This window comes from Bacillus sp. BS98 (genome assembly GCF_008432245.1).
GTDB lineage: Bacteria > Bacillota > Bacilli > Bacillales > Bacillaceae_G > Bacillus_A > Bacillus_A toyonensis.
On sequence record NZ_CP043830.1, the window covers coordinates 5,042,625 to 5,064,286 of the forward strand.

Below are 21,662 nucleotides of genomic sequence, written 5' to 3' on the forward strand. Positions count from 1 at the left end.
GAAGGAAAAAGCGTAGGAAAATACCTACGCCTTTGCCCCTACTTCGTTAACATACGAGAAATTACGAGCCTTTGAATTTCTTGTGTTCCTTCATAAATCTGTGTAATCTTTGCATCTCGCATATAACGCTCTACTGGATAATCTTTCGTATAACCGTAACCACCAAATACTTGCACAGCTTCAGTCGTCACCTTCATCGCTGTATCACCTGCAAATACTTTTGACATCGCTGATTCTTTCCCATACGGAAGCCCTTCCGATTCAAGCCACGCAGCTTGATATGTTAAAAGGCGCGCAGCCTCTACATCCGTTGCCATATCCGCAAGTTTAAAGCCAATCCCTTGCTGCGCCGCAATCGGCTTTCCAAATTGATGGCGCTCTCTTGCATATTCTACAGAAGCATCTAAAGCCCCTTGTGCAATACCAACTGCTTGTGCAGCAATACCGTTACGACCGCCATCTAACGTTTGCATTGCAATCTTAAATCCTTGCCCTTCTTCTCCTAGTAGATTTTCTACAGGAATACGGCAATCTTCAAACATAATTTCAGTCGTTGGCGAAGAGCGAATCCCTAGTTTACTTTCCTTCTTCCCAACCGAAAATCCTAGCGTGTCGCTTTCCACAATAAATGCGCTCGTGCCGCGCTGCTTCGATTCAGGATCTGTTAACGCAAAAACAACATAAATGTCAGCAATACCGCCATTTGTAATGAAAATTTTCGATCCATTTAATATGTAATGGTCTCCATCTCTTTTGGCGATTGTCTTCATTCCACCAGCATCTGATCCAGAACTCGGTTCCGTTAAACCGTATGCACCAATTTTCTTCCCTTCAGCCATCGGTCGCAAAAACTTTTGCTTTTGCTCCTCCGTTCCGAATTTAAAAATCGGCCACCCAGCAAGTGAAGTATGCGCGGACAGCGTTACACCTGTAGAAGCACAAACGCGTGATAATTCTTCAATCGCAATTACGTACGCTAAGTAATCGCTTCCAATTCCACCATACTCTTCAGGCCATGGAATACCTGTCAAACCAAGCTCCGCCATATGATCAAATAGCTCGCGGTCAAATCTCTCTTCCTCATCACGCTCAGCTGCCGTTGGTCCTACTTCGTTCTTAGCAAAATCCCGAACCATTTTTCTTATCATTTCATGTTCTTCTGATAATTTAAAATGCATTTCCGTCTCCCCCTCTTCCCTTTATAAAGCACGGCTAATAACAAGTTTTTGTATCTCACTCGTTCCTTCATAAATTTGCGTAATCTTCGCATCACGGAAAAATCTCTCTACCGGATAATCTTTCGTATAACCGTAACCGCCAAATACTTGTACCGCTTCAATTGCAACTTCAACTGCTGTCTTAGAAGCAAATAACTTCGCAATAGACGCTTCTTTACCGCATGGTAATCCTTGTGCTCTAAGCGATGCAGCCCTATATACAAGTAATCGTGCCGCCTCCACACTTGTCGCCATATCTGCAAGTTTGAAGCCAATCCCTTGCTGCGCCGCAATCGGCTTCCCGAATTGCTCTCGTTCCTTTGCATAATCTATCGCACATGCGAGCGCTGCTTCCGCGATCCCTAACGCCTGCGCCCCGATTCCAATTCGTCCAACATCTAAATTCGCCATCGCTACCTTGAATCCTTGTCCCTCTTCACCGAGTAAATTCTCAGCCGGCACTATCATATCTTCGAACGTAAGTTGAACTGTACGAGAACCGAGAAGTCCCATCTTATGTTCATCTTTTCCGATAATTAAGCCTGGCGTATCTTTCTCTACAATAAATGCAGAAATACCACTTTTTCCTGCATCTGGATTTGTAGAAGCGAAAACGATGTATGTACTTGCTTCGCCGCCATTTGTAATAAATACTTTCGATCCATTAATGATGTAATTATCACCTTTCTTGACAGCTCGTGATTTCAAACTCCCTGCATCTGATCCAGCATTTGGCTCAGTTAAGGCGAATGCACCTAAATATTCACCAGCCGCAAGCTTAGAAACATATTTCTGCTTCTGCTCTTCTGTTCCAAAGTATAAAATCGGGTTCATTCCAACTGACGTATGTACAGCTAAAATTACACCAACCGTTGCGCTTACTTTTGAGATTTCCTCAATTGCTAAAATGTAAGAAATAAAATCCATTTCTGCGCCGCCGTATTTTGCAGGCGCTGGAATACCCATTAATCCAAGCTCACCCATCTTTTGCAAAATCTCTGTCGGGAACACCCCTTGTTCCATGCTAGGAACAAAGGGTGCTATTTCCTTCTGTGCAAAATCCCTAACCATTTTCCTCATCATCTGTTGCTCTTCATTAAAACGAAAGTTCATATACTCCGCCTCCATTTGCTATATATCTTTTAACAATTTGGTAAGACCACTACTCTATACAAGGAGGGATTTACTCATAAACGTAGAAACCACGGCCCGTTTTACGCCCTAACCATCCTGCATTTACGTACTTACGTAGTAATGGACATGGGCGATATTTACTATCTCCTAATCCTTCATGCAACACTTCCATAATGTATAAACACGTATCTAAACCGATAAAATCAGCTAGTGTCAGAGGCCCCATTGGATGATTCATCCCAAGTTTCATTACTTCATCAATCGCTTCTTTCGTCGCTACACCTTCATATAACGTATAGATTGCTTCGTTAATCATCGGTAATAAAATACGGTTCGATACAAACCCTGGGAAATCATTTACTTCAACTGGTACTTTCCCAATTTTCTTCGTAATATCTTCAATCGTTTCATATACCGCATCATCTGTAGCCAATCCACGAATAATTTCAACAAGCTTCATAACGGGAACTGGATTCATAAAGTGCATACCGATTACTTTTTCTGGGCGTTTCGTTACCGCTGCAATTTCAGTAATTGGAAGAGATGACGTATTCGTTGCTAAAATTGTATGATCTGGAGCAATTTCATCTAAATTCGCAAATATTTTCTTTTTAATATCCATTTTCTCAACAGCTGCTTCAATAACAAGATCAGCTTCTTTCACACAATCTAAATCAAGAGTTACTGTAAGACGATTTAACGTTTCCTCTTTCTCTTCTTCCTTCATGCGTCCTTTTTCTACTTGACGCACTAAGTTTTTCGTAATGATAGCTAACCCTCTATCTAATTGCTCTTGTTTTAAATCTTGAATCTTCACATCATATCCTGCCATTGCACACACTTGCGCAATTCCCGATCCCATTTGTCCCGCACCAATTACAACTATTTTTTGTACACCCATTCTTTCTTCCCCCTTAATATAAGTCTGTAATAAATGAATCGTTTTCTCGCCGTAAATTAATGAACCTCAATCATAACTGCATCACCTTGACCGCCACCGCTACAAATCGAAGCAATTCCAATTCCGCCGCCGCGCTGCTTCAGTGCATGGATAAGTGTAACGATAATACGCGCTCCGCTTGCTCCAATTGGGTGTCCCATTGCAACCGCGCCGCCATTTACATTCAATTTTTCTGGGTCAATACCTGCAATCTCTGTACTCGCAATTGCTACTGCCGCAAACGCTTCATTAATCTCGAATAAATCGATGTCTTCAATTGTCTTGCCGGTCTTTTTCAATAATTCGTTAATTGCATAACCTGGCGTTCTTGGGAAATCTTTTGATTCTACCGCGATTGCCGTATGTGCTAAAATCGTCGCCAAAGGCTTTCTTCCTTCTTGCTTCGCTCTGTCCTCGCTCATTAATACAATTGCAGCACCGCCATCATTCAGTCCTGGAGCGTTACCAGCTGTTACTGACGATGTCTTATCAAATACAGGTTTTAATTTCGCTAACTTTTCAATTGTTGTATCTTCACGCGGCGCCTCATCTTTAGCAACGACGATAGGATCGCCTTTTCTTTGCGGAATTGTTACTGGTACAATTTCCTCTTCAAAACGCCCTTCTTTATGCGCTGAAACCGCACGCTGATGACTACGATATGCCCATTCATCTTGGGCTTCGCGAGAGATTCCGTCTTCCTTCGCAACTTCGCCGCCATAAACGCCCATGTGTATGCCTGAAAATGCGCATGTTAAACCATCTGCCACGTTTAAATCGATAACTTCGTTGTTACCCATTCTGTATCCCCATCTTGCACCTCGTAAAATGTAAGGACTGTTACTCATTGATTCCATTCCACCAGCTACAATAAGTGATTGATCACCAGTACGAATAATTTGATCTGCTAACGTAACCGCACGAAGTCCCGATGCACAAACTTTATTTACTGTTTCCGTCTGCACTTCCCAAGGGATTCCAGCAGCTCTCGCAGCTTGACGAGATGGAATTTGCCCCTGTCCACCTTGAATAACCGTTCCAAATATAACTTCTTCAACATCACTAGCAGAAACATCTGCTCTTTCAAGCGCTGCTTTAATTACAATTCCTCCAAGTTCTGTTGCCTTCACATCTTTTAAAGATCCTCCAAATTTTCCAACCGGTGTTCTTGCAGCACTTAAAATAACTGTTTTATTCATGTTTCTTTCCCCCGTTTCTTTTTTAGTACCGAGCGCTCGCTCGGTATCCTTGCGTTGAGAAGAGGTGCAATAATTGCACCTCTTTCTAAAGTTGTATACATGCTTACAAACTACATTGCTTCTTTCTTCTGTCCGATAACAGATCGTTCTAAAATCTCTGTTACATCAAGTGTTTGAACTTTCTCTTCTACTTCCTTCGCTTTCGTCCCATCACTAATCATCGTTAAGCAATACGGACAACCTGTACCGATAATGGATGGTTGCACAGCTAGTGCTTGTTCTGTACGAGCAACGTTAATACGAGAACCCGTTGTCTCCTCCATCCACATTAAGCCACCACCTGCGCCACAGCACATTCCTGTTTCACGGTTACGTGCCATTTCTACAAGATTCACACCAGGAATTGCTTTCAAAATATCGCGCGGTGCTTCGTACACTTCGTTGTATCGTCCTAAATAACAGGAATCATGGTACGTAACTGTCTCCTCAATAGCGTGAACAGGTTTTAAGAGTCCTTCTTTCACCCACTGAGCTAACAATTCTGTATGATGATAGACTTCTGCTTGTAAGCCAAAGTCTGGATACTCATTTTTGAATGTATTATAAGCGTGAGGATCAATCGTAACGATTTTCTTCACTCCTGCTTTTTCAAATTCTTCGATATTCTTTGTTGCCATCTCTTGGAATACGAACTCATTTCCAAGGCGACGCGGTGTATCTCCAGAGTTCTTTTCTTTATTACCAAGAATCGCGAATGAGACGCCTGCTTCGTTCATTAACTTCGCAAACGATATCGCAATCTTCTGACTACGATTGTCGTATGATCCCATCGAACCAACCCAGAATAAATATTCGAACTCCTCGCCAGCTTTTGATTTTTCTTTTACAGTCGGAACTGTTACTTCATCATCACCTTGGCGCCATGTTTCACGCTCTTTACGGTTCAGACCCCATGGATTCCCTTGACGCTCGATATTCGTCATCGCACGCTGCGCTTCCGCATCCATCTTTCCTTCTGTTAAAACAAGATAGCGGCGTAAATCAATAATTTTGTCAACATGCTCATTCATAACCGGACACTGATCTTCACAGTTACGGCACGTTGTACAAGCCCAAATCTCTTCTTCTGTAATAACATCTCCGATTAAACTCGGATCGTAAGCTAGCGCTGTAGCTGCTGATTCTTGCTGCCCTTTTCCAGCTGCCATCATCGCTAATTGATTTCCTTGTGTATTATTAAAAGCAACTACTGGAACCCAAGGTGCTTTCGATGTTACCGCCGCTCCTTTATCAGTTAAATGATCCCGAAGTTTTAAAATTAAATCCATCGGTGATAACATTTTTCCTGTTCCTGTTGCCGGACACATATTTGTACAGCGCCCACACTCTACGCAAGCGTATAAATCAATAAGCTGATTTTGTCTAAAGTCTTCAATTTTACCAACACCAAATGTTTCTTGCGTTTCATCTTCAAAGTCAATCTTTTCAAGCTTCCCTGGATTTGAGAGACGACCGAAGAAAACGTTAGCTGGTCCAGCAATTAAATGTGCATGTTTTGATTGTGGAACATAGACTAAAAATGTTAACAAAATTAGTAGATGCACCCACCAAGAAAAATAGAACACTGAAATGGCTACGGTTTCATTTATTCCCGAGAAAACGTAAGCGATTGCAGAAGCGATCGGTTCACTCCATGAAAGTTCCTCGCCGTGCCATATAATTCCCATCCCATTACCAAGTAGTACAGAAATCATTAAACCACCGATAAAGATAAGAACAAGACCTGATTTAAAATTACGTTTCAAACGAACTAGCTTCTCAACATAACGTCTATGAAAAGCCCAAAAGACTGCGATCAATATAACGAGTGTGACAATTTCCTGGAAGAATGTAAATGCAGGGTATAGTGGTCCAAGTGGAAGATGCGATCCTGGTGCGAGTCCTTTCCAAACGAAGTCAATTGCTCCAAATTGGACAAGAATAAATCCGTAAAAAAACATAACGTGAATAATGCCGCTCTTTTTATCTTTCAGCAGCTTTTTCTGACCGAAAACATTGACCTTAAGAAGATCCCAACGTTCTTTGAAGCGACGGTCAAATTCAATCTTTTTTCCTAATTGTATGTAGGCCATTCTCGTTCGTATAAGATATACAAACAAATATCCCGCATAAGCAATAACAGCAATGGCAGCCAGCCAATTAATGATCAGTAAGCTATTCATTTTTATGCTACCCCTCTCTTTGTAAGCCTTCTTTCTTTTTTAGAATCTTCAAAAACATATAATTTTCTGAATTTTATCCCCTACCTTCATTATATAATGAGTGAGCATTCAGTCAACAGTTTTTTGTTATACAACAACATATTTTTTAATAAACCTGTTTATTTGGGTGAAACTATAAAGTGAAACTTTAGTCAGTGGGGACTGTCCATCCCCCACTAATTATTAGTTAAATCAATCGGGCTTTTACGGGCAGTTGATTTCAACCGAGCTTCCTCGTATTCAGCGGATTTTAAGGCGATTGTCTTACTGCCCGTTGAAGCGGGATAAAGTGAAACCTTAATGAACAAACCGGGCTATCTTCTAGTTAAATTTTTGGTAGCATTCTTACTCCCCATATCATTTGTAACACACTGAAGGTGAAAAGAATGCAAAGGAGGGACTTCACTCATGTTCTATTTCTCTCTCTTATTCATATGCGTTACTCTTTGGATCACAATTGACCTTTCATATGGGAGACTTCTTCATTTAAAACGTGTGCGTTCCCGTACTTTCCCTTTACGTCAAAGTGATTTTCACCTTTATACATATGGGAAAGATTTATACGATGCTTTATTTACTGATATAAAACAAGCCCAGCACCACATTCACGTTTTATTCTTCATTGTAAAAAACGATAAGATCAGTCGTGAATTTTTAAAGTTACTTATTGATAAGGCAAAAGAAGGCATTGAAGTAAGACTGTTACTTGATCGATTTGGTAGCCATTATTTATCAAATGAAGCAATTCGTTCCCTACAAAAACATGGTGTCTCTTTTTCTTTTTGTCATAAAGTCAGATTCCCTTTCCCTTTCTTTTCTGCCAATCAACGCAATCATAGAAAAATTACAGTGATTGACGGGAAAATTAGTTATATTGGGGGATTTAATATCGGCGAGGAATATTTGGGACATAATGAGCAATTAGGATTATGGCGAGACTATCATTTACGTCTTACAGGAGAAGGCGTTCAAGATTTACAAAAACAATTTTTACATGACTGGTTGGATGATACGAACCAAAATTTATTGGATGCTCCTCTTTATTTTCCGAAACAGGAACCTGGTACCATCCTACATCAATTCATTCCAACCGATGGTGCCTATTTACAACATACCTTTTTACATTTAATTAAAAGTGCGAAAAAGGAACTTTTTATCGGTACACCATATTTCATTCCTGGCAAAAAAATTATGAACGCTCTATTAAAAGCACGAGAAAGAGGGGTCCAAATAACAATTCTCGTTCCAGAAAAGGCTGATCATGCCCTCGTTCGAGAAGCGAAATTCCCGTACTGCCGAAAGTTAATACGGGCTGGTTGCAATATTTACGCATTTCAACAAGGTTTTTTTCACGCTAAAGTTATTATAGTGGACGATGATATTTGCGATGTTGGAACTGCAAACTTTGATATGAGAAGTTTATATAGTAACCATGAAATCAACTGCCTCTTATACGATAGGCACTTCATACAGGTGGTAAAAAATAAATTCCATGAAGATTTAAAAAATGCGTCATTACTTTCCTATGACGATGTTAGCCCGCTTTCCCTTATAGATAGAGGAAAGGAATGGATAGGAACGATACTTGCTTTCTTCTTATAAGAAAGGTGATGAATAAAAGAGGTGTATTCCTTATGATTATGCGGTTTGGATACGTCTCACATGCAATGGCATTGTGGGACTGTTCTCCTGCTAAAACGATGACATTTACAACTTTTAAAAAACTCAATAAACAAGAGCGAGAGGATAAACTGTACGATGTTACAAGGCAAAATTTAGAACATACAATACGTATCCTTCATTACAATATCGCACATGAAATCCCATTATATCGTCTTTCTTCTTCCATCGTTCCACTTGCAACACACCCTGAAGTTGAATTTGATTATATTGGAGCATTCATGCCGCTTTGGCGTAAAATAGGGTCGTTAATTCAAGAGCACAATTTACGAGTAAGTTTTCACCCAAATCAATTTACATTATTCACAAGCGATAAGCCGCATATTACAACTAATGCAGTTACGGATATGACCTATCATTATAAAGTATTACATGCGATAGGAATTGCAGATTCTTCTTACATTAACATTCATGTAGGTGGTGCCTACGGAAATAAAGAAGCAGCAGTTGGACGCTTCCATGAAAACATAAAAAAACTTCCTGTACATATAAAAAAACAAATGACTCTAGAAAATGATGATAAAACATATACAACTGCTGAAACTTTATCAATTTGCCAAAAAGAAAAGATCCCTTTCGTATTTGATTATCATCATCACATGGCTAATCTTTGCGAAGAATCACTAGAAGAATTACTTCCTGCAATTTTTGAAACTTGGTCACATACAAATATCCCACCTAAAGTTCATATTTCCTCTCCTAAATCAGAAAAAGAATTTAGGGCTCATGCAGATTATATTAATTTAGAATTTATTAAGCCCTTTTTACACATTGCAAAAAAAATTAATTATAATTTTGATATTATGATTGAAAGTAAACAGAAAGATTTAGCAATGTTACAATTAATAAGTGAGCTTTCTTCTATAAAAGGAATCAAAAGAATAAATGGCGCAACATTACAATGGTAAATTGTCATGTTGCGTTGTTTTTTTCAAAAAGTAATTCTTATAGTAAAAAAGTTCCTATTTTATATGATATTATTTAAATTAGCATTTTCATCCTGCGATTCAACTTTATTGAAACGGAGTCATCATATGATTAATCAAAAAAAATATGTACAATTTGTCATGATGTATATAATTGTATTTTCTCTTTGGATATTCCTTATTCCAAATGAGTGGAACATAAAAGAAATTGGAATCCTTTTCTTATTTTGTTTTGCCGCAATCTTTTCTTGTTATTGTTCCTATAAAGCAATTAAAAAAATGAAGCGTGGTGATAAATTATTTTGGGTGTTATTATTATGTACTTGCCTATGTGGATTGGCTATGGAGATAACTTTATTCCTTCATTCACTTTCTATATGCGATCAAGTCCTATTCTCTTATGAGGCACTACCTTTTTTCATCATACAATATATTTTACTCTTTTCTGGATTTGCTATAAAGTTCATAAAACATTACTCTATTAGAGGCCTTGCTCAATTTTCATTCGATAGTATCTTTATCGTTATTATGAATATTTATTTTACCTTAACCTTTATTTTAGATCTTTCAAGCTTTCATACGTTAACAAAGGATACGTGGGTTTTAATTGGATATTTTATTGCACAATCATTAGTCATTTACGCCGTTATTAGCCTATATAGAAGAGAACAATATTCTTCTAGTAGAATTTCATTAATTATTGGCTTTACTATCATTCTTGTATACGGATATATACAGCTATTCCAGTTAAACACAGGAATAAAAACTTCTGCTGAATTCTCTTATTTAATACATACTGCTTCGATTTTATTAATTGGTTTATCGTCCATACTATACATTTTAGATAAGCCAATGCAACATGAAACAAAAACGAAATATTATCGATTTGATTATGTACGCTTTATATTGCCTTATTTTAGTATAATCATTACTTTTTCCTTTATTATCATTCAGCCTTGGGATGATAAATTCATGTTAATTGGTCTTGTATTATCACTTATTTTATTATTCTTGCGACAACTTTACATGTGGAAAGATAATAAAGTCTTAATTGATACATATGAACAGCTGACTACACAACTAGAAGATGAAGTTGAAGAAGGTGCTTCTGCGTTATCAAAAAGTGAACAACGTTATAAATCTTTATTTGAAGATCATCCTGATGCCGTTTTCTCTTTAAATATGCATGGTGTTTTTCAGCAATCTAACACAGCTTGTGAAAGCTTATTTACTGCTTACTATTGTGAAGTAGCAAGCTATTCCCTTCTGCACTTTATTGATCCAAAAGATCATGACTTACTAAAAAGAGCATTACAAATAACAAAAGAAGGTAGACCACAAACTTTAGAGGTTCGTACGAAAGAACAAGAAGGCTATTACTATTACCTTCACATTACACTCATACCTACTTTTATAAATAAAGAAGTTGTTGGGATGTTTGGGATAGCGCGTGATATTACGACTTTATATGAAAAACAAAAACAAGTAGAACATTTGGCATTTCATGATGCACTTACTGGATTACCAAATCGCCGCAAATTCGAAAAAGATTTAAAAACTATTTTAAATACAGCTCAAACTAGCGCAAATGATGTTGCCGTCATGTTTCTTGATTTAGATCGATTTAAAAAAATTAACGATCGACTCGGTCATGATGTCGGAGACTTATTACTAATTGAAGTAGCAAAAAGGTTACGCGGATGTTTGCGTTCAAAAGATATCGTTGCCCGCCAAGGCGGAGATGAGTTTACAATTCTATTACCAGATATGTACTCAGAAAAAAGTGCGGCTTTTATAGCTGAACAGATTTTAACTATTTTAAACAAACCATTCTTCATTAAAGATGAAGAACTATCTGTTACACCGAGTATCGGCATTGCAATGTATCCTGATTACGGAACCGATGTAACTGAATTAATGAAAAATGCCGATTTAGCTATGTATCGTGCGAAAGCAAATGGAAAAAACAGATTTGTTTTCTTCTCGAAAGAAATGAGTATTGCACAAAATGAGATTGAGTTCTTAGAAGGTGAACTTTCAAAAGCATTACAACAAAATGAATTTTTCCTTGAATACCAACCACAAGTAAGCACAAAAACAAAACAAATTATCGGTTTTGAAGCGTTAATTCGTTGGAAACATCCAAAACTCGGTATCGTATCTCCTGCCCAATTTATTCCTCTAGCAGAGGAAACAGGATTTATTATTGAACTTGGAAATTGGATTTTACGTACTGCCTGCTCAGAAGCAAAAAGATGGCATAATCAAGGTTTTTCTCACTTAAAAGTTGGTGTGAATTTATCTGTTGTTCAATTTAACCATACAGATTTAATCCCAACTATTTCAAAGGTGTTGAAAGAAACAGAACTAAAACCGGAAGCACTAGATATTGAAATTACAGAAAGTATCGCTATTAACCAAAATCAATCTGTAGTTGCAAAGCTAGAGCAGCTTCAAAATCTCGGTATTCAAATTTCAATAGATGACTTTGGAACTGGTTATAGTTCTTTAGCTTATTTAACAAAATATCCAATCAACACATTAAAAATTGCTCGAGAATTTATTTGTGGAATTACAACAAGTCCTTTAGAGGAAGCAATTATCTCTTCCATTATTACACTATCAAAAGAATTAAATTTAGAAGTTATTGCAGAAGGTGTAGAAACAGAAGAACAATGGAAATTTCTTTATGAACAAAACTGTGACCACATTCAAGGATTCTTTATTAGCAAACCTGTTTCTAGTAAAGACGTTTGGATGTTACTCCATAAAAAAACAACCGCCTAAGTAAGACGGTTGTTTTTTAGTACTCATAAGGTACCTCTTGAGCTAATTGTACCTCTTGATCATTATGAGAAATTATTTGGCTTTTCTCTAATGCTATATCTCCTAATGAAATACCCCATGCCATCGCTAACGTTAATAGACTACCAATAAGCAGTTTCTTCATATTCCATCACCTGCATTTTTTCTTTAAATATACCATGAAAATTTATCCACATTTTATGCAATTATGCATATTTGTTTTTTAGGTCTTTTTTATTTTTTCATTTTTTTCATAAGTGATTCTTTTAATGCGTGGTTTCCTAACATATCAAAAAAGAAGCATGCTTTTTCGTAAGCATCTTCAATTTCTGCTCTATCAGACCCTAGCTTTGCTAGGCATTCACCTTTTCGAAAGTATAGCTGTCCAATCAATGTCATACTATTAATTTGACACGATAGTTCAATAGCTTTATTTGCGTGGCAAAGCGCTTCTTCGTATTGATTATCTGAGTATAATGCTTTTGCATGATTATGTCTCACCTTTACATCAAATTCTTTATTATCATGCAATGTCTCTAACTGTTTTAATATATTTTCAAATAACTCAATAGCCTTCTTCAAATAGCCATTTTCAGCATAAATGTTTGCAATTGCGTTTTCAATATAAAGATTCTGATATACATCTATTCCTGCCAATTGTTGATTGAGCAATTTCTTTAATTCTAAAATACAATATTCGTAATCAATTTTTTTCAATACGTAAGCTGCTACATGATATTGCCATTGAAGAAATTGCTGAAGCTCGGGATGATATTCTTCCTTTTTCAGTTCATTCCATACCCTATTATAAATTTCTTTATATTTTTTTTGCTTACAAAGCATAATAATTCGATCTTTTAACTGCTTATTCCTCTCAATATCAGAATAAATGAGTACCTCATAAAAATGAATAATGGGAACTTGTAATTTTGCTGCTATACCTTGCAATATATCCATACTTGGGTATACCGCACCCGATTCAATTCTACTCACTTCTGATTGATGACATATGTTCTCGGATAACTGTTTTTGTGTTAATCCTCTCATCACCCTAATTTTCTTAATTTCAATTCCTAATTTTTCTGCGTGCATACTTACTCACCATCCCATTATAACAATCTAATTTTTTGAGTTGTCATACCACTACAATAATGTGAATTCGACAATTTTTGATATGAAATAATGCATAATATATATAAAATCTGGCAAATGTTTCATACAATTCATCTCACATACAATAGATTAGGAGTGTTATAGATGAATTATAGAAAACTTGCTAGTGCATTCGTTACATTCGGTCTCCTTTGTCCTTTATCCACAGAAGCTATTCATGCCCAAGAATTAAACAAAAATGAAGTGAAAGTTGAAATTGCTCAGCCTGGTTTAACAATCGGAAAATTAACAGAACCTCAAAATGATACGAAAGAGAATATTGCTAAAAAATATTTAAAAGGTGAGGTAAACGGGGCTAAAGCTCAACAAGAGCAAGTTACAACTGAAAAAAATGTTGATTTTCAACCTACAAATAAAGAAACAAAAGAAAATCAAACCGAAGTTCGCCTTGCACAAACTTACAAAAACTATAAAGTATATGGTCAAGATCTTATTGTAAACGTAGATAAAAATGGAGTAATTACAACTGTTAGTGGTAAAGTTGTCCAAAATTTAGACCAACAACCTAATCTTACTATAACAAATTTTTTGTCGAAAAATGAAGTAAAATCTAAATTACGCGATATACTTCAAATTCCAAGCGATGCGACTGAGACAGAATTCACCAACGAAACCGTTGTTTATAAGAAAAAAGATGGATATTACACATTTGCAACTGTTATTACCTTTACTTACGAAAACAATGAACAAATTATAAACGGTAATGCAATCCTTGATTTAAAAACTGGCGAGGTACTTTTCCAAGAAAAATTCATTAAAAATAAAGAGAATAAAACTATAAATCAAGTAACATCACCTAGACTATCCCTCGCAAGTGAGCAAGGAACTGGGAAAAATGCACTTCAAGAAAACATCTCTTTCAATATCGCCAAAGGGACTGACGGAAAATTTTATTTAGCTGATTTATCACGCGGAACTGGCATATATATTTATAATGCAAACTATGCGGACTCTCTCGGCGGATATAGTCAAGCTGGTTATCCAGGGACACTAGTTTCAAGTAGCACTCCTAACTTTGCAGATAAAGAAGCAGCGGGTGCTATGAAGAATATGAGTGATATTTATGACTACTTCAAAAAAGAACATAATCTAAAAAGTTACGATAATAAAGATTCAAAAGTTGTTGCTAGTGTACACGGTTTTGATTCTACTGAAGTTAGTGATGGTGTAAAAGAAGATTATGTAAATGCATTTTGGCACCCTGCTTGGAATCAAATGGTATTTGGTGATGGTTTAAACGGAAAGCTCACTTCAGCCCTTGATGTAACAGCCCATGAATTTGGACATGCTGTATTCAGCGGTACGACAAAGAATAAAATTGTGAGATATCCAAGCGCTGAAACATCTGCGTTAAACGAGGGACTAGCAGATTTCTGGGGCACACAAATCGAATATTATGTAAAGAAAGATAAGGGAAACTGGATTATGGGCGATACACTAGGTGGCCTAACAATCCGTGACATCCCGGGAGAAATTGGTGACGGTGGTCATAAATTATATACAAACTTACAAGATTTTTATAACGATGGAAATAATCAAGAGTCTCACGTAAATTCTGGTATCATCAGCCACGTATTATATCAATTAGCTGAAGGTAAAACATATAACAATGTTGCTGTTCAAAAACAAGGCAACGAAAAAGTAAGTAAAGTTGTTATGCGCACATTGCAAAATTACGCAACTTCAGCTGAAGATTTTGAATCACTCCAATCCCACATCGTACAAGCTGCAAAAGATTTATACGGAAATGCCGTATCAAATGAATTTGCAAAAGCATTTGAAGCACATGGTTATAAACCATTACAAAAAATAAATAGAGTAATAGAAGTATAATAATAAAAAAGAAGTTTACCGTTCGTAGGTAAACTTCTTTTCATATCCATCCCTTGTCTTCCGCAATTGTAATTGCCTCAATTCTATTTTTCGCATCGAGCTTCGTTAACACTTCAGAAATATAATTACGTACTGTGCCCGGTGAAAGATAAAGTGTTTTCGCAATTTCATTTGCAGTCTTTCCTTCTTTAGCAAGTAACAATACTTCTTTTTCACGATCTGACAACGGATTTTGCTCCTGCCATAAACCAAACATTAAATCTTGAGAAACCTCTCGTTTTCCCTTCATTACATTACGAATCGCTGCGGCTAAATCTTCACTTGGGCTATCTTTTAACAAATATCCGTGCACACCAGCTTTCATTGCTCGTTCAAAATAACCAGGTCTTGCAAATGTTGTTAAAATCATTACTTTGCATGATGATTTTTCTTTCTTTAAAGTCTCAGCGACATCCAATCCACTTTGAATCGGCATTTCAATATCCATAATACTTACATCTGGCTTTAACGATTCAATTAATTTTAACGCCTCTTCTCCGTTCGCAGCTTGCCCAATCACTTCCATATCATCTTCTAAATCAAGTAGGGCTCCTAATGCACCACGAAGCATCCGTTGATCTTCCGCAATAATAATTCGAATCATACCCTCACCTCATCTTTTCCTGTTCTAATGACCACTGGTACTTTTACTGTTAATAGCGTCCCTGAATGTATCGTATTTAGTTCAACAAATCCATCAATAAGAGCAATTCGTTCTTTCATGCCGCGAATACCATTTCCATCATTGTTTTGATCCTCTAAACCAATTCCGTTATCTTCTACTTTCAAAATCAGTTCACCTTGTGATTCTAATACAGAAACTGTACACTGCGTCGCCTTACTATGTTTTACAACATTCGTCACAGCCTCACGTAAACACATGCCTAAAATATTTTGTTCAATCGGTGATAACGAACTTGCACTCGCTTCTTGTTCTATTTCTAACTCAATGTTAGCAGCTTGTAAGATCACTTTTATTTGCTCAAGCTCTTCTTCTACTGTAATCATGCGCATATCAGAAATTAATTCCCTCAGCTGTTTTAAAGCGGTACGAGATGTTTGTGTAATTTCCTTTGCTTCCACACTTGCACGCTCTGGATTTTTTACGATTAACTTCTCAACAAGCTGGCTTTTTAACGTAATAAGAGATAACGTATGACCTAACGTGTCATGAAGATCCCGTGCAATTCGCTGCCGTTCTTCACGTTTTACTAAATCTTTAATTTGCTCATTCGCTTCGTTTAATTGGTTCTTTAACATCTTTTTCTGATTAAAATTACGCATACCAAATGGCGTAAGAAGCATTAAAATAAACATCGGAACGATATTTACTAAATTTGCCGGTGTTAGTTGATTCATATTTACAAATACAAATGCTCCGAGCATTACAACTAACAGACATAGTAGCACTCGAAATACTTTCTTACTTGGCGCAAAGCCCATCGCACTTGCCGTGAAAAAGCCAAAGAATATCATGAAAGGATTATAAAATATGGCAAATAAAAAGGTTAATATCATTTGAATAAACGCCCACAAAACGAACGTCTTCTGAACAAAATAAAGTTGACGGTATGTGATAATGAAGACTATCAACATACCGATCCCCATTACAAGTTTCCATCCTGATACTTGTGTTAAATTATAAATTGGAAATAACAAATATACGAGCCACATATACGGAAAAAAACCCATATGTTTCGGAAAAATTTCCATCCTCTTCTCTATCATTTATACCGCTTCCTGTCTTTTTCTTATATATATTGATACTACAACAAATATAAGGAAATAACCTCCTAATACCGCGATATTTTCCCATCCAATTGATTTTCCAGCTACAATATCCCACGCACCGCTTCCAAAATGATATGTCGGTGTCCATTCACCAATCGTTCTTAATATTTTCGGGAATACTTCAATCGGCATCCATAACCCGCCAATTACAGCTAAACTCATATTTAAAATATTTGCTAGGCCAGCAGCTGCATCCGCCTTCTTAATGGAACCTATTACTGTTCCGAGTGCTAAAAATGGTGTCACACCTAACAATAACCATAATCCAGCACCAATCCATTGTCCTACCGTTAACTCAACATGATTAATTAATATCCCTGCCATAAAAATAACTAAGATTGAAAAAGCATTTACTACTGTTTGAGCGATAATTTTTGCTGTTAAATACGCCCCTTCAGGAAGCGGTGTAATTTTTAGAAGATGTGTCCAACCTTGCCCTCTTTCCTGAGAAAGTCTCACACCAAAACTAAAAAGTGCAGTCCCTACAATACTAAAAGTCGCCATAGAAATTAAATAATGTGCTTTCCACGCATCTCCGTTTTGTGGCACTTGCACAACATTTGTGAAAATGTAGTAAAACATAACTGGCATTAATAATGAGAAAAAGATAAATAATTTATTACGGAACGTACGTAAAATTTCTATTTTGCATTGCATCCATAAAGCTTTCATGCAATTTCCCCCTTTTGATTTGCGACAAACTGTTCAAATGCTTCATCGAGACTTCCACGTTCAACTGAAACATTTGTTACAGGTAGATTCTTCTGATAAATTGCTTGTAGAGTGGCATCTGTATCTTCCGTCGTTAAAGTGAAGCGCCCTTCATTTGACTGTACTTCTGTTACATGCGGTAATTCCTTTAGTAAACTCTTAGGGATTTTTTCTTTCGAATAAAACGAGATCGTTTTTCGAGAAATCGTCGCTTTCATTTCATCTGGTGTGCCATCTGCGATAATATTTCCGTTCGCAAACAATAAAATACGATTCGCCAACGCATCTGCTTCCTCTAAATAATGTGTTGTTAAAATAATCGTTTTCCCTTCACTTGCTAACGTTTTAATCGTTTCCCAAAACGTTCTTCGAGACGTAATATCCATTCCAACTGTCGGCTCATCTAAAAATAACAAATCTGGATTTCCAGCAAGTGCGAGTGCAAAATTTAATCTTCTTTTTTGCCCACCTGATAACTTTTCACATCTTTGCTTTCGCTCTGATTCCAAATTTGATAACTGTAGTAATGTTTCTTTCGCTACCGGGTTTGTATAATAACTGCGGAATAGCTCAATTGCCTCTTCCACTGTAATGCTATCAATCACACTTACTTCTTGTAACATTGCCCCAAGGCTATTACGAACGCCTCTATGCTTTGGACTCTTTCCAAATATAGAAACTGTCCCTTCTGTAGGATCTTTTAATCCAAGCATCATCGAAATCATCGTCGTCTTCCCCGCACCATTTGGTCCAAGTAATGCTACTATTTCCCCTTTATCCACGTGAAATGAAACGTTACTTACTGCGTTTTTATGTTTAAATGTTTTAGTAACACCATTTATCTCAATAACCTTTTCCATCTCTCCACCCCCGCTGTTTCTTATATTTACATTGTATTCCTTGGAAAAGTTAGGAAACAGTATGATGCGTCATGACATCGATATGACAATTGTCATGTATTCTTTGTGTGAGTAATCAACCCGCATACCGCAAGCGAGTAGCAGGACGAAAATAAACATGATACAATCGGGTAAGATATATATTCGAGGAAGGACAGTGGTTTTCATGATTATTCGTAATGAACAGGATTTAGAAAGCTTACGAAAAATCGGCCGCATCGTTGCGCTTGCACGTGAAGAAATGAAAAAAGAAGCGAAGCCAGGTATGACAACGAAAGAGCTTGATTTGATCGGTAAAAAAGTATTAGATGAGCATGGTGCTATTTCTGCACCTGAAAAAGAATATGATTTCCCTGGTGTAACTTGCATTAGTGTAAATGAAGAAGTTGCTCACGGCATTCCAGGAGATCGTGTATTAAAAGAAGGCGACTTAGTAAACGTCGACGTATCTGCCGCACTTGATGGTTATTATGCAGATACGGGTATCTCATTTGTACTTGGGAAAGACGAAGAAAAAGAAAAACTTTGCCAAGCAGCTGTTGACGCATTTTGGGCAGCAATGAAAAAAGTTAAAGCTGGTTCAAAACAAAATCAAATTGGTCGTGCGGTTTCAAACTTCGCACATAAAAGTGGATACAATGTTATTCAAAACTTAACTGGTCATGGTATCGGTCTTAGTTTACATGAAGCACCAAACCACATTTTAAGCTATTATGATCCAATAGATAGTGCACTTCTAAAAGACGGTCTTGTTATCGCTGTAGAGCCATTTATCTCTATGAAAGCTGATCATATTATCGAGCGCGGTGATGACGGTTGGACATTCGTTACTCCTGACAAAAGCCTTGTTGCACAATGTGAGCATACAGTTGTCGTAACACGTGGTGAGCCGATAATTTTAACAGAAATATAAAAAATAGCCGTTTGGTAGCAGAAACCTACCAAACGGCTATTTTTTATTACTTTTAGGTATGCAAAAATTTATATAAATAAAAGGTGATGCATCAAAGCATCACCTTTTTAACGGGGTGAGGCTGCCCAAAAGTACGGAAAACCTTTGAACAGCCTCGTATTTTCATATGGATGCCTTACATATATCACTGATGATAATTATGAAATGCGGAAACATATTTATCATCACATGATTCAAACATGAGAAAAGAAACCCTACAGTGGATTCTTTTCTCTACATAATCTAAAGTTTGGGTACACTAGATTCATGCAATTTAGGAGCTTTCCAAGCAGAAAGCGAACCTTCATTTAAAATGATAGCATACATATCTCCATCAAAAATATGCAAATATGCATATAGTATTTTTTATTTATCAATGTCAGAATATTGAAAAATAAAAAATATAAAGGTAAAATAAAGTCGTTATCCGTCTTCTTTTGTCAGTCAGAGAGAATAGAAGAATAGGAGAGGAAAAAATGAAAAAATCTTTAAAACAAAAAATAGTAAGCTCTTTACTTGCTGTATCACTCGCTGTTAGCTTGGCTCCAATTGGACAAGTCAAAGCTGATTCCACGTCAGAAATCACACAGACTTCACCTATCACAAAACAAGTTGATGCAAGTCGCGCCATCGAACACATCCGTTTCTTATCCGAAACAATTGGTCCTCGCCCTGGTGGAACAAAATCAGAAGAATGGGGTTCTCGCTACGTTGGTATGCAACTTAAATCAATGGGTTATGAAGTAGAATATCAGCCATTTCAAGTGCCGGATCAATACGTTGGCTTTATTGAATCCCCATTATCCACAAAGCGTAATTGGCAAGCTGGCGCTGCTCCTAACGCACTAATTTCTACAGAAACTGTTACAGCTCCTCTTATCTTTGTTCAAGGTGGGACAAAATTAGAGGATATTCCAAATGAAGTAAATGGAAAGATTGTTCTATTTGAAAGAGGAACAACAGTTGCAGACTACAATAAACAAGTTGAAAACGCTGTTAGTAAAGGAGCAAAAGGTGTTCTTTTATACAGTTTAATTGGCGGTCGTGGAAACTACGGACAAACTTTCAATCCTCGCCTAACGAAAAAGCAGTCTGTCCCTGTCTTCGGTCTTGCTTATGCGCAAGGAAATGCATTTAAAGAAGAAATCGCTAAAAAAGGGTCAACAATTCTTTCCCTAAAAGCGAGACATGAATCTAATTTAAAATCCTTAAACGTCATCGCTAAAAAGAAACCAAAAAACAGTACAGGTAATGAAAAAGCTGTCGTTGTAAGTTCGCACTATGATAGTGTCATTGGAGCACCTGGAGCAAACGATAATGCTTCTGGTACAGGATTAGTATTAGAGTTAGCTCGTGCTTTTCAAAATGTAGAAACTGATAAAGAAATTCGTTTTATTGCTTTTGGTTCTGAAGAGACTGGCTTACTCGGCTCCGATTATTACGTTAATAGTCTATCCCAAAAAGAACGTGATCGAATTTTAGGTGTCTTTAACGCAGACATGGTTGCAACAAATTACGATAAGGCAAAAAATTTATATGCTATGACGCCTAACGGTTCTCCAAACCTTGTAACAGACGCAGCCTTGCAAGCAGGTAAACAGTTAAATAATGATCTCGTACAACAAGGGAAATTTGGCTCTAGTGATCATGTACCGTTTGCTGAAGTCGGTATTCCTTCTGCACTATTTATTTGGATGGGCGTCGATAGTTGGAATCCATTAATCTATCATATTGAAAGGGTATATCACACACCCCAAGATAACGTATTAGAAAATATTTCGCTAGAACGTATGAAAATGGCATTAGAGGTCATTGGTACAGGCGTCTATAACAGCCTTCAATCTACCTTGAAAACAGAACAAAAAGCCGCTTAATACTATTTCAAGCCACCGATTAATCGGTGGCTATTTATTGAAAAAGAAAAAAAAACAAATATGCATAAAAGCATATTTATTACATGGTATTATCGTGTATAATTAAAATCGTAATATATAAATAAAAACACATTTATTGTATAGTATTGACCTTACATTACATGCGATACCACGCTCTAAGCTTATGGCCCAATGGATAATAGGCTTTTTAAAGACGGTTTTGTTATT

16 protein-coding genes and 1 pseudogene are annotated in these 21,662 nt (G+C 36.9%); 6 read left to right on the plus strand and 11 right to left on the minus strand.

Annotated features, from left to right (window positions below; genetic code table 11):
* Window positions 1–38: 38 nt before the first annotated feature.
* The 5 genes and pseudogenes from acdA to F0362_RS26355 all read right to left on the minus strand — a co-directional run bounded on the left by acdA (window position 39) and on the right by F0362_RS26355 (window position 6,712).
* Window positions 39–1,178, minus strand: a complete 1,140-nt coding sequence (gene acdA / locus F0362_RS26335) for an acyl-CoA dehydrogenase AcdA (RefSeq protein ID WP_000545556.1) — start codon at window positions 1,176–1,178, stop codon at window positions 39–41.
* 21 nt (window positions 1,179–1,199) lie between these two features.
* Entirely contained in the window at window positions 1,200–2,330 is a 1,131-nt protein-coding gene (locus tag F0362_RS26340) for an acyl-CoA dehydrogenase (RefSeq protein WP_001011192.1), read from the minus strand.
* A gap of 70 nt (window positions 2,331–2,400) precedes the next feature.
* A complete protein-coding gene (locus F0362_RS26345; protein WP_000538854.1) occupies window positions 2,401–3,252 on the minus strand; it encodes a 3-hydroxybutyryl-CoA dehydrogenase in 852 nt (283 codons plus the stop codon).
* Window positions 3,253–3,308: 56 nt separating this feature from the next.
* A pseudogene (locus F0362_RS26350) lies at window positions 3,309–4,591 on the minus strand (acetyl-CoA C-acetyltransferase).
* A gap of 9 nt (window positions 4,592–4,600) precedes the next feature.
* A complete protein-coding gene (locus F0362_RS26355) occupies window positions 4,601–6,712 on the minus strand; it encodes a (Fe-S)-binding protein (RefSeq protein WP_001086767.1) in 2,112 nt (703 codons plus the stop codon).
* Window positions 6,713–7,159: 447 nt separating this feature from the next.
* Here F0362_RS26355 and cls point away from each other — a divergent pair, with 447 nt between their 5' ends.
* From cls to F0362_RS26375, 3 genes are all read left to right on the plus strand, one after another.
* On the plus strand, window positions 7,160–8,353 hold the full coding sequence (gene cls, locus F0362_RS26365) for a cardiolipin synthase (RefSeq protein WP_000499186.1): 1,194 nt from the start codon (window positions 7,160–7,162) through the stop codon (window positions 8,351–8,353).
* Between the two features lie 32 nt (window positions 8,354–8,385).
* A complete protein-coding gene (gene uvsE, locus F0362_RS26370; protein WP_000605896.1) occupies window positions 8,386–9,339 on the plus strand; it encodes a UV DNA damage repair endonuclease UvsE in 954 nt (317 codons plus the stop codon).
* A 126-nt stretch (window positions 9,340–9,465) separates the two neighbouring features.
* On the plus strand, window positions 9,466–12,144 hold the full coding sequence (locus tag F0362_RS26375; RefSeq protein ID WP_000609944.1) for a DUF4084 domain-containing protein: 2,679 nt from the start codon (window positions 9,466–9,468) through the stop codon (window positions 12,142–12,144).
* Between the two features lie 16 nt (window positions 12,145–12,160).
* Here F0362_RS26375 and papR read toward each other — a convergent pair whose 3' ends face one another.
* Both papR and F0362_RS26385 read right to left on the minus strand, forming a co-directional pair.
* Window positions 12,161–12,307, minus strand: a complete 147-nt coding sequence (papR, locus tag F0362_RS26380) for a quorum-sensing peptide PapR (RefSeq protein ID WP_000734723.1) — start codon at window positions 12,305–12,307, stop codon at window positions 12,161–12,163.
* Window positions 12,308–12,396: 89 nt separating this feature from the next.
* Window positions 12,397–13,254: a helix-turn-helix domain-containing protein gene (locus tag F0362_RS26385; protein WP_000542898.1), complete on the minus strand. Its 858-nt coding sequence runs from the start codon at window positions 13,252–13,254 to the stop codon at window positions 12,397–12,399.
* A gap of 165 nt (window positions 13,255–13,419) precedes the next feature.
* Between F0362_RS26385 and F0362_RS26390 the strand changes: the two genes are divergently transcribed.
* Window positions 13,420–15,168 carry a M4 family metallopeptidase gene (locus F0362_RS26390; RefSeq protein ID WP_001109521.1) on the plus strand — a complete coding sequence of 583 codons (1,749 nt, stop codon included), beginning with the start codon at window positions 13,420–13,422 and terminating at the stop codon, window positions 15,166–15,168.
* 40 nt (window positions 15,169–15,208) lie between these two features.
* Here F0362_RS26390 and F0362_RS26395 read toward each other — a convergent pair whose 3' ends face one another.
* From F0362_RS26395 to F0362_RS26410, 4 genes are read right to left on the minus strand one after another with little or no spacing between them, the layout of a single operon-like run.
* The gene (locus F0362_RS26395; RefSeq protein ID WP_149890047.1) at window positions 15,209–15,811 is read right to left on the minus strand and encodes a response regulator transcription factor; all 603 of its coding nucleotides are present in this window, start codon (window positions 15,809–15,811) and stop codon (window positions 15,209–15,211) included.
* On the minus strand, window positions 15,808–16,935 hold the full coding sequence (locus F0362_RS26400) for a sensor histidine kinase (RefSeq protein WP_000570780.1): 1,128 nt from the start codon (window positions 16,933–16,935) through the stop codon (window positions 15,808–15,810). The genes F0362_RS26395 and F0362_RS26400 overlap by 4 nt, the downstream gene beginning before the upstream one ends.
* Complete coding sequence (locus F0362_RS26405; RefSeq protein ID WP_000646291.1) at window positions 16,936–17,670, minus strand: ABC transporter permease; 735 nt, start codon at window positions 17,668–17,670, stop codon at window positions 16,936–16,938.
* On the minus strand, window positions 17,667–18,569 hold the full coding sequence (locus F0362_RS26410; RefSeq protein ID WP_000416596.1) for an ABC transporter ATP-binding protein: 903 nt from the start codon (window positions 18,567–18,569) through the stop codon (window positions 17,667–17,669). Before F0362_RS26410 ends, F0362_RS26405 begins: the two co-directional genes overlap by 4 nt.
* 157 nt (window positions 18,570–18,726) lie before the next feature.
* Here F0362_RS26410 and map point away from each other — a divergent pair, with 157 nt between their 5' ends.
* Together map and F0362_RS26420 are read left to right on the plus strand one after the other, a co-directional pair.
* Window positions 18,727–19,521 (plus strand): type I methionyl aminopeptidase, encoded by a 795-nt coding sequence (gene map, locus F0362_RS26415; RefSeq protein WP_002109206.1) that lies wholly within the window; start codon window positions 18,727–18,729, stop codon window positions 19,519–19,521.
* Between the two features lie 515 nt (window positions 19,522–20,036).
* Window positions 20,037–21,434, plus strand: coding sequence for a M28 family metallopeptidase (locus tag F0362_RS26420; protein ID WP_000749152.1), 1,398 nt, complete (start codon window positions 20,037–20,039; stop codon window positions 21,432–21,434).
* Window positions 21,435–21,662: the final 228 nt, after the last annotated feature.

Excerpts from the sequence above, each read along its gene's own strand:
- F0362_RS26405 (WP_000646291.1), bottom strand. The coding sequence starts at position 17,670 with ATGAAAGCTTTATGGATGCAATGCAAAATAGAAATTTTACGTACGTTC.
- F0362_RS26345 (WP_000538854.1), bottom strand. The coding sequence starts at position 3,252 with ATGGGTGTACAAAAAATAGTTGTAATTGGTGCGGGACAAATGGGATCG.
- uvsE (WP_000605896.1), top strand. The coding sequence starts at position 8,386 with ATGATTATGCGGTTTGGATACGTCTCACATGCAATGGCATTGTGGGAC.
- map (WP_002109206.1), top strand. The coding sequence starts at position 18,727 with ATGATACAATCGGGTAAGATATATATTCGAGGAAGGACAGTGGTTTTC.
- F0362_RS26400 (WP_000570780.1), bottom strand. The coding sequence starts at position 16,935 with ATGATAGAGAAGAGGATGGAAATTTTTCCGAAACATATGGGTTTTTTT.
- F0362_RS26340 (WP_001011192.1), bottom strand. The coding sequence starts at position 2,330 with ATGAACTTTCGTTTTAATGAAGAGCAACAGATGATGAGGAAAATGGTT.
- F0362_RS26410 (WP_000416596.1), bottom strand. The coding sequence starts at position 18,569 with ATGGAAAAGGTTATTGAGATAAATGGTGTTACTAAAACATTTAAACAT.
- F0362_RS26420 (WP_000749152.1), top strand. The coding sequence starts at position 20,037 with ATGAAAAAATCTTTAAAACAAAAAATAGTAAGCTCTTTACTTGCTGTA.
- F0362_RS26390 (WP_001109521.1), top strand. The coding sequence starts at position 13,420 with ATGAATTATAGAAAACTTGCTAGTGCATTCGTTACATTCGGTCTCCTT.
- F0362_RS26395 (WP_149890047.1), bottom strand. The coding sequence starts at position 15,811 with ATGATTCGAATTATTATTGCGGAAGATCAACGGATGCTTCGTGGTGCA.
- acdA (WP_000545556.1), bottom strand. The coding sequence starts at position 1,178 with ATGCATTTTAAATTATCAGAAGAACATGAAATGATAAGAAAAATGGTT.
- F0362_RS26355 (WP_001086767.1), bottom strand. The coding sequence starts at position 6,712 with ATGAATAGCTTACTGATCATTAATTGGCTGGCTGCCATTGCTGTTATT.
- F0362_RS26385 (WP_000542898.1), bottom strand. The coding sequence starts at position 13,254 with ATGCACGCAGAAAAATTAGGAATTGAAATTAAGAAAATTAGGGTGATG.
- cls (WP_000499186.1), top strand. The coding sequence starts at position 7,160 with ATGTTCTATTTCTCTCTCTTATTCATATGCGTTACTCTTTGGATCACA.
- F0362_RS26375 (WP_000609944.1), top strand. The coding sequence starts at position 9,466 with ATGATTAATCAAAAAAAATATGTACAATTTGTCATGATGTATATAATT.
- papR (WP_000734723.1), bottom strand. The coding sequence starts at position 12,307 with ATGAAGAAACTGCTTATTGGTAGTCTATTAACGTTAGCGATGGCATGG.